The organism is Streptomyces pilosus (genome assembly GCF_014649835.1).
In the GTDB taxonomy this organism is placed as follows: Bacteria; Actinomycetota; Actinomycetes; order Streptomycetales; family Streptomycetaceae; genus Streptomyces; species Streptomyces pilosus.
In genome coordinates this window covers 215,009-221,108 of the sequence record NZ_BMTU01000013.1, presented here as the reverse complement: position 1 = coordinate 221,108, position 6,100 = coordinate 215,009, and the positions used below count along the sequence as shown (strand labels likewise).

General features: G+C 73.1%; 3 protein-coding genes. 1 reads left to right on the top strand and 2 read right to left on the bottom strand.

The window, feature by feature from the left end; all coding sequences use genetic code 11:
* Together IE118_RS34640 and IE118_RS27465 are read right to left on the bottom strand one after the other, a co-directional pair.
* The coding region (locus tag IE118_RS34640; RefSeq protein ID WP_189560751.1) for a beta-ketoacyl synthase N-terminal-like domain-containing protein at positions 1–2,955 on the bottom strand (2,955 nt) is incomplete at its 3' end.
* A 247-nt stretch (positions 2,956–3,202) separates the two neighbouring features.
* Entirely contained in the window at positions 3,203–4,237 is a 1,035-nt protein-coding gene (locus tag IE118_RS27465) for a ketoacyl-ACP synthase III family protein (RefSeq protein ID WP_189560750.1), read from the bottom strand.
* 285 nt (positions 4,238–4,522) lie between these two features.
* Here IE118_RS27465 and IE118_RS27460 point away from each other — a divergent pair, with 285 nt between their 5' ends.
* Entirely contained in the window at positions 4,523–5,680 is a 1,158-nt protein-coding gene (locus IE118_RS27460; protein WP_189560749.1) for an acyl-CoA dehydrogenase family protein, read from the top strand.
* Positions 5,681–6,100: the final 420 nt, after the last annotated feature.

The window sequence follows — 6,100 nt, the reverse complement described above, 5'->3', positions numbered from 1 at the left end:
CGCGAACGACTTGCACCGGCCGTCCGCCGCCAGCCCCCGCTGCCGCGAGAACTCCACGAACATGCCGGGCGTCGCCATGACGGTCACTCCGCCGGCCAGCGCCATGCCGGACTCCTGCGCGCGCAGGGAGCGCATGGCCGCGTGCAGGGCCACGAGGGACGAGGAACAGGCCGTGTCGATCGTGAGGGCGGGCCCGGTCAGTCCGAGGTGGTAGGCGATGCGTCCCGAGATGACACTGGCCGTGGTGCCGGTCAGCACGTGTCCTTCGATGTCCTGCGGGGCCTCGTGCATGCGGGGGCCGTAGTCCGGGGCCATCGCACCGATGAACACGCCGGTGCGGGACCCGTGGAGGGCACGCGGATCGATCCGCGCCCGCTCGACGGCCTCCCAGGCGGTCTCCAGCAGCAGCCGCTGCTGCGGGTCCATGGCCAGCGCGTCCCGGGGCGAGATCCCGAAGAACGCGGCGTCGAAGTCGCCCACGTCGTGCAGGAATCCGCCGCTGCGCGTGTAACTGCGCCCGGAGCTCTCCGGGTCGGGGTCGTAGACGTCCTCGTCCCAGCCCCGGTTCGCGGGGAAGGGCGAGATGACGTCGCGGCCCTCGGCCACGAGCTGCCACAGCTCCTCGGGGGAGGTCACCCCGCCGGGGTACCGGCACGCCATGCCGATGATGGCGATCGGTTCGTCCTGCCGGACGCGGCGGGAAGCCGGTGCGGTCTCCGCCGGCGCGGGGCTCGGCTTCCGGGTGACCCCGTTGCGCAGGTCCGCCAGATAGGCCGCCACCGCCTCGGGGGTGGGGTGGTCGTAGAACAGGGTGGCGGGCAGCCGCAGTCCGGTCGCCTCGGCGAGCCGGTTGGTCACGGCCATCGCGGACTGCGAGTCGAAACCGAGGTCCTTGAAGGACACGCTCTTCTCGGCGAGGCCGAGCTGTTCGTCCTCGAGGACCGCGCCGGCGTGCGCGAGGACGAGCCGTACGAGTTCCTTGCCGTTCGGCTGCCGGTCGGCCGCGGGGGCGCCGTCCGCGGCGGGGGCGGCGTCCGCGGCCGCCGGGGCGGCGCCCGGGCGCGTCCCCCGGTCCTCCTGCCGACGGCGCGGGAAGGCGTAGCCCGGCAGCTCCACGCGGTGTGCGCCGGTGCCGTCGAACGCGGGCCGCCAGTCGACGGCCACGCCCTTGACGAACGCCTCGGCCAGGGAGGCCGTCAGCCGGGGCCAGGCGGGCCCGGTGTCGCGCAGGGACCCGATGACGGCGCACGACCGGTCCAGGTCCGCGGCGGCACGTATCAGGTCGCCCGCCAGGACCGGATGCTGCGAGATCTCCACGAACACGGTGCTGCCGTCGTTCAGTACGGCACGGACGGCTTCCTGGAGGTTGTCCCCGGACACCGTGTGACAGGGCACCGAGCCGTCCTCGTACACCGGGTGCACGGGATGGCGTGCCGCGGAGACGACGGCGCGCACGGCGTCGCGCAGCGAGAGCGATCCCGCGACGCAGGCGGCGGCCTCGGCCCCGTCGGCCTCCGCCACGATCCGGTGGGGCAGCACACCGTAGGAGCGCCACACCTCGGCCAGCGACACCGCGTGCGCGAAACGTACGGCGCGTGCGACCTCGGGGGAATCGGCCGGGGACAGACCACCGGTGCCCCGGACCACCTCGGTGAGGCTCCAGCCGGCGAACTCGGCGAGGGCCTCCTCGCACGCGGCCATGCGGGCGGCGAAGGCCGGCGAGGCCTCACACAACTCGGCGGCGGACCGCAGGAGGCGGGAGGTGTCGGTGCTGTCCGTGGTGCGGGGGAAGACGAAGACGGTCCGTACGTCGTCCGGTCCCGCGACCGGCCCGGTGAAGGCGTGCCCGTCGGCCACGTCGCGCAGGGAGGCCAGCAGTTCCTCCCGGTTCGCGCCGAGGGCGACGGCACGGTGGGGGAACGTGGTGCGTCCGGTGGCCAGGGACCAGCCGACGTCCTGCGGGCGCACGGCCCGGTCGTCCTCGACCCGGGCGAGCAGGGCCGCCGCCTGATGGCGCAGGGCCGAGGGCGTGTGACCCGACAGCGGCCAGGGCGTCACGGGCGGCGCGCTGCCGTCGGCCGGCGCGGCCCGGTCGAGGGGCGGGGCCTCCTCGACGACGTGGCAGGCGGCCCGGCCGTCGGCGGAGGTGCCGGCGTCGGCGGCCGCCAGGTGCCCCGGGTCGTCCCGGCCCGGGGTCCCCCCGGGGTGGCGCAGGCCCAGCACCGCCGTGAGGAGGGCGGTGACACCGGCCGCGGGGTCGTCCGCCTCGCACAGGGCGCTGCCGGCGATCACTCCGTGGACGCGGTCACCGTCGGCCAGGGCACGGCTCAGGGGCTTGAGTACGACGACCGCGGCGCCCGGGCCGCCCCGCTCACCGGCCGCCGGGGTGCCGTCGTCCGGGAGGGGCGCGCCGTCCGGGGAGGGGAGCACCAGGGGCCCCGCCACGAGCGCGGTGGTGCTCTCACCGGTGCGCAGGCTCTCGCAGGCCCGGTGGAGGGCGGCCGACGAGGAGGAAGGCCCCAGGTCGACGGTCAGGGCCGGGCCGGTCAGCCCCAGGACGCGGGCGAGCCGGGCCGCGTCCGCGGCCGGGGACACGCCGGCGAACACTCCGGCCGGGGCGCCGTGCAGCGTGGCGGGGACGACGGCGGCGTCCTCCAGTGCCTCCCAGGCCAGTTCGAGCAGGAGCCGCTGATGCGGGTCGAGGGCGGCGATCTCGCTCGCGGAACATCCGGAGAGCTCCGCGAAGAACTCCGCGTCGAACAGTTCCGCTCCGCCGGTGCTGCTGCCGCTGCCGGTGCCGGTGCCCTCGCCCTTCTCCGCGCCCGGCCCGGCGGTACCGGTGCTCACCGAGCGCCGGAAAGCCGTGAGGTCGGTCGCGTCCGGCGCCCAGCACGACATACCGACGACCGCGATCCTGTCCATCTGCAATTCGCCGCCGGACGGTTTCTTAGACACTGAATTCTCCCACCGGAACGAGGCTTTCCGAATAACTTCTCCGCACCGGTGAAAACCCTAATCAGGGGGTGACCATGCGCCGGTAACCATGTGTTCTGCCGGGCCCGGGGAACATCCTGTTACCGGATTCTTCCCGCTCCCGGCGGCGGGGTCCGCGCCACACGGTCCGGTCCGCCGGCTCCTTCTCGCGCGCGGGCCGACGTGACCGGTCGGTGCCCTGCCGGTCACGAGGCGCGCACGGGGTCGTCTACGGGTTGTCCCACGAGGGGGCCCGCCGGATCTCCACCACGGCACACGACCAGGTGAATCCGGCGCCGATGCCCGCCAGGAGGCACCGCTGGCCCGGCTTGGCGCTGCCTGACTCCGCGAGGTAGGCGAGGCCCGCGAACTGGTCGCCGGCGCCGAGGTGCCCCACGGTCCTGCCCCACGACCAGGTGGTCGTCGACGGGTCGAGGCTCCACGGCCGCAGGAACGTCTGGGTGAGCCGGCGACGCCCGAAGTGCGGCAGCACGAACCAGTCGATGTCGGAGAGTTCGCACCCGGCGTCGTTGAGCGTCCGCTTGAGCACCTCCGACTGTCCCGCCCGCACGCGCGCGACGCTGTAGGAGACGCCCACCTTGTTGATGAAGGCCTGCTTGGTCGCCTCCAGGTCCATGGGCTGCCGGACTTCGAACGGCTCGGCTCCGAACGGGTCGTCGCCCCGGTGCATCTCCTCGAGTTCCGGCTCGGAGACGGTGCACAGGCTGCGCAGCCGCGCGAATCCGGGCTGGCGGGACAGGACGAGCGCCGTGCCCGCGTCGCCGTACACCGTGCCCGGGTCGCCGTGCCACCGGTCGAAGCCCGGCGCGCAGAACCGGTCGCCCGTGGTGAGCAGGGCGGAGCTGGTGCGCGGCCCGCCGTGGAGCATGCCGGCCGCCAGCTCCATGGCCGCCATGCCCCCGTTGGAGAGCTGGCGGACCTCGATGGCCGGGCAGCGGTTGCCCACCGCTTCACGCTGGATGTAGGAGGCGGGGGCCCACAGGTCGTGCCCCTGGTAGTAGACGTCGGCGTGCAGGATCAGGTCGACGTCCAGGGGAACGGTTCCGGAGCGGCGGAGTGCCGTACGTGCCGCCTCGGCCGCCATCTCCGGTGCCGACGCGCCGTCCGAGACGGCGATGGAGGCCAGGTCCGTGCGCCGGGCGAGCCGCTCGTCGAAGTCGCCGCGTTCCACTGCGTCCGCGACCTTGACCCGCCCGGGTATGTGGACGCCGACTCCGGTGATGTACAAGTCCTCGAACCTCATCAGCCCGTGTCTCCTTTCTGCTTCCGAAGGCTCTGGGTCCCGCACTCCGGCGTCCGCCGGCCCATGGCGTGGTGATCGCGGACCGGCGGACGCCGGGCGTTCGCGCGCTGGGCCGAGGAGACGGATCACGTCGTCCCGGCCCTTGAATTCATAGTGGCAGGAAGGGATGGAACCAAGATGGAGGATAAATGGAGAAGAACGTCCTCCGGCCGGTAATCGAGCGGTAATCGAGGCGAGTTCCGCGAGGGTGCCCGCACGATGGGCGGGGCGCGTTAAATTGCTGAAATGGAACCTCGCGACCTGGATATCATCCGGCAGTTCGTCAAGGACGAACTCGGCGACGGAAGCACTCGGTTGGACGTCCTGTCGGAGAAGCCTCAGCAGCTGTACGAGGCCTTCCGCGCGACGGGCCACGCCAACTGGTGGCTGCCCGAGGAGTACGGAGGCAGCGGTTTCTCCCTCGAGGACGGCGTCGAGATCGTCAACGAAATAGCCTACGGAGACGCCGGCGTGGCCTTCACGCTGCTCGTGTCGATCCTCGGCAGCAGCGTGGTCCAGCTGTACGGATCGGACGAGCTCAAGGCCCGCTACCTGGCGCCCATGGCGGCCGGCGGTACGTTCTGCGCGGCGCTGGGCAGTGAGCGCGAGGCGGGAAGCGAACTGAACCGGATCGGGACGGTCGCCGAGCGGTCCGGGAGCGAACTCGTCCTCACCGGCGAGAAGTTCTTCGCCACCAACGCGGACTTCGCCGACTTCCTGCTCGTCATCGCCAGGGCCGCCGACGATCCGGACGAGTACCTCGCCATCGTGGTCCCGCGGGACGCGCCGGGGATCGAGATCGTCAAGCGCTGGGACGTCATCGGGCTGCGCGCCTCGCACACCTACGCGGTGACGCTGGACAACTGCCGGGTGCCCGCCGCCAACCAGCTGTCCGGCTCCGGGCTGCGGCTTCTGGAGACGGGGCTCAACGCCAGCCGTGTCCTCATCGCGGCGACCGCGATCGGGATCGCCCGGCGGATACGTGATCACTGCATGACGTATGCCAAGGAGAAGCGCTTCCGAGGGGGTTCCCTGATGGAGAGCCCGGTCCTGGCTCAGAAGCTGGGGCAGATGGAGATGCAGATCGATGTGATGAAGAGCCATTGCCGGAAGGCGGCCCGCGAGTACGACGACATCATGGCCGGTCCCGACGCCGCCAAGGTCTTCTCCCGCAAGGGGACGCTGAAGTCGGCGCTGACGGCGAAGATCTTCTGCGGGCAGACGGGCTGGAGCATCGCGAGTGCCGGGTCCGAGATGTTCGGAGGACTCGGGTACACCGACGAACTGCCGATCGGGAAGCTCCTCCGGGACATGCGGTACGTCTCGATCGTCGAGGGCGGCGACGACGTGCTGCGCGAGCTGCTGTTCAGCCGGTATGTGGTGCCCGTGTCCCGTCGCTCGTGAGATCCGCGGCGGGTGCCCGCGTCCCGCCGGCCCGGCGCGCGGCCACGGCGGCACCTGCCGGCGGGACCTCGGTCCGGCCGGCCGGACCGCGGCAGGGCGCGCCGGCGATGCGGGCCGCCGGTTCCCGGCGACGGCACAGCCCGTCCCCCGCCGGGGCGAGGACGCCGGTCGGCTCCCGGAGCGCCGGGGCGCGGCAGCGCCGGGCGTGAGGCAGGCCGGCGAGCCGGACCGTGCCGCGCGGCCGTACGTGGTGGGCGGGGGCGCCGAGCGGCGCGGGGGATGGGAGGCCGACCGGCGGGGTGGCGGCCGGTGCGATGCCGGCCGCACGCGCGTGGCGGCCGCGAGGCGTCACCGCCGTGGGGGCGGAGCACGGGGTCGCGTGACTCACCCTGGGCCGGCGGACACGGCCCGCCGGCGGTG

Bases quoted from the DNA above. Each gene is read 5' to 3' on its own strand.
- IE118_RS27465 (WP_189560750.1), bottom strand. From the start codon at position 4,237: ATGAGGTTCGAGGACTTGTACATCACCGGAGTCGGCGTCCACATACCC.
- IE118_RS27460 (WP_189560749.1), top strand. From the start codon at position 4,523: ATGGAACCTCGCGACCTGGATATCATCCGGCAGTTCGTCAAGGACGAA.